Consider the following 2,069-nt stretch of genomic DNA (forward strand, 5'->3'; position numbering starts at 1 on the left):
GGTGCGGGTCGCGGCGGTGCGCGGCGCGCCCTTCTTCGCGTCCTCGGCGAGCGCCAGCATGCGCCGGGCGATCTCGGCCCGGGCGGCCCCCATCTGGGCGTCGGTGATGACGCCGCGGGCGCGGTCGCGCTCCAGCTCGCCGAGCTGGTCGCGGTAGACCTCGAGGTCGTAGGAGTCGCGCGACGGGCCGGCGGCCTCGGCCTTCGGGGCCTTCAGCAGCGGCAGCACGATGATCAGCAGCACGGCGGCCGTGAGGGCCGCCGCGAGAATCCAGAACAGCATCAGATCCCGTCCTTGCGCAGAAGCGCGTCGAGGCGCCGGCGCTCGTCCTCGGTCAGCGGCGCGGTGTCTCCGGCCACGGTGCCGGCGGCGCGGCGGTTGCGCAGGTAGGCCGCGGTGCCCAGCGCGCCGAAGGCCAGAATGACGAACGGCCCGGCCCACAGCAGCAGCGTCGTCGCCTTGAACGGCGGGCGCAGCAGCACGTAGTCGCCGTAGCGGTCGGTGACGTATTGCAGGACCTGCTCGTTCGACTCGCCCTTCTTCAGGCGCTCGCGGACGATGACGCGCAGGTCGCGGGCCAGCTCGGCGTTGGAGTCGTCGATGGACTGGTTCTGGCAGACCAGGCAGCGCAGATCCTTGCTGATCTCGCGCGCGCGCCCCTCCATCTTCGGGTCGGGCAGCACCTCGTCGGGGTTCACGGCGAAAGCCGGGAACGCACTCACCGACAGGAACAGAGCCAGCAGAAGCGCCCTCATCCCTTTCGCAGCTCCTTGACCATGGGAAGGATCGTCTGTTCGACCACCTCGGGCGTCAGCGGGCCGACGTGCTTGTAGCGGATGCGGCCCTGGCGATCGATCAGGAAGGTCTCCGGCACGCCGTAGACGCCCCAGTCGATGGACACCCGGCCGTCGGCGTCGGCGCCGATGCTGGCGTACGGGTCGCCGTTGGTCTTCAGCCAGGCCAGCGCGTCGGCCGGCTTGTCCTTGTGGTTGATGGCGCGCACGGGGATGCCGCCCTCGCGCGCCAGACGGGTGATGATCGGGTGCTCCGCCTTGCAGGGGATGCACCAGGAGGCGAAGACGTTGACCAACTGCACGTCGCCCTTCAGGTCGGCGCTGGCCAGCCCCTTGTCGCGGCCGGGCAGCGGCGGCAGGGCGAACTCCGGCACCGGCTTGTCGATCAGCACCGACGGGATCTCCCGCGGGTCGCGCTGGAAGCCGTAGTAGAAGGCCGCCCCGACGATCACGAAGAGGAGCAGCGGCAGGATGTAGAACAGGCGGCGCATGGGTTGGCTCGTCTCACTCCGCGGGCTGGACGGCGCCGGTCCGCGCCGCGCGGCGCTCCGGCGCGCCGACGCGGAAGCGCCGGTCGGTCAGGGACACAAGGCCACCCAGCATCATGCCGACGCCGCCGATCCAGATCCACGGCACCAGCGGGTGGTGGTAGAGGCGCACGGTCCACGCCCCCGCCTCGTTCGGGTCGCCCAGCGCCACGTAGACGTCGGAGACCCAGGTGGTGTGGATGGCGGCCTCCGTCGTCGTCATGCGCGAGACGGGGTAGAAGCGCCGCTCCGGCGACAGGCTGGCGATCACCGCGCCGTTCTTGCGCACCGTGAAGGCGCCCATGTCGCTGCGGAAGTTGTCGACCTCCGACTGGCGCACGCCGTCGAAGGTGATGCTGTAGCCGGCGACGTCGGCCGTGTCGCCCGGGCGCATGGCCTTGATGACCTCCGCCTGCCAGGCCGAGGTGCCGGTCATGCCCAGGATGGCGACGCCGACGGCGGCGTGCGCGATGGTCATGCCCCAGGCGCTGCGCGGCAGGTTGACCGTACGGGCCCACGAGTCGCCCAGCGGGACGCGGAACAGGCGCACGCGCTGTGCCAGTTCGACGATGGAGCCGACCAGCGCCCACACGCCCAGCGCGATGCCGACCAGCGCCAGCCACGGACCGCCGGTCATCCACAGCGCCACGGCCGTCGCGGCCAGCGCGGCCAGGGCGGCGAACCACAGGCGGGTCAGCGCGCCGGGCAGGTCCCCGCGCTTCCACGCCATCATGGGGCCGACGACCAT

The 2,069-nt window shown here is 71.7% G+C and carries 4 protein-coding genes; all 4 read right to left on the minus strand.

The window, feature by feature from the left end; all coding sequences use genetic code 11:
* Positions 1-282: c-type cytochrome biogenesis protein CcmI (gene ccmI / locus VED21_RS12970; protein WP_324882786.1), on the minus strand; the 282-nt coding region annotated here is incomplete at its 3' end.
* Positions 282-755: a cytochrome c-type biogenesis protein gene (locus VED21_RS12975; protein WP_324882787.1), complete on the minus strand. Its 474-nt coding sequence runs from the start codon at positions 753-755 to the stop codon at positions 282-284. The genes VED21_RS12975 and ccmI, both read right to left, overlap by 1 nt.
* Positions 752-1,285: a DsbE family thiol:disulfide interchange protein gene (locus VED21_RS12980; RefSeq protein WP_324882788.1), complete on the minus strand. Its 534-nt coding sequence runs from the start codon at positions 1,283-1,285 to the stop codon at positions 752-754. Before VED21_RS12980 ends, VED21_RS12975 begins: the two co-directional genes overlap by 4 nt.
* A gap of 13 nt (positions 1,286-1,298) precedes the next feature.
* Positions 1,299-2,069: cytochrome c-type biogenesis CcmF C-terminal domain-containing protein (locus VED21_RS12985; RefSeq protein WP_324882789.1), on the minus strand; the 771-nt coding region annotated here is incomplete at its 5' end.

Source organism: Azospirillum sp. (genome assembly GCF_035627195.1).
Taxonomy (GTDB): Bacteria; Pseudomonadota; Alphaproteobacteria; order Azospirillales; family Azospirillaceae; genus Azospirillum.

Bases quoted from the DNA above. Each gene is read 5' to 3' on its own strand.
- VED21_RS12975 (WP_324882787.1), bottom strand. From the start codon at position 755: ATGAGGGCGCTTCTGCTGGCTCTGTTCCTGTCGGTGAGTGCGTTCCCG.
- VED21_RS12980 (WP_324882788.1), bottom strand. From the start codon at position 1,285: ATGCGCCGCCTGTTCTACATCCTGCCGCTGCTCCTCTTCGTGATCGTC.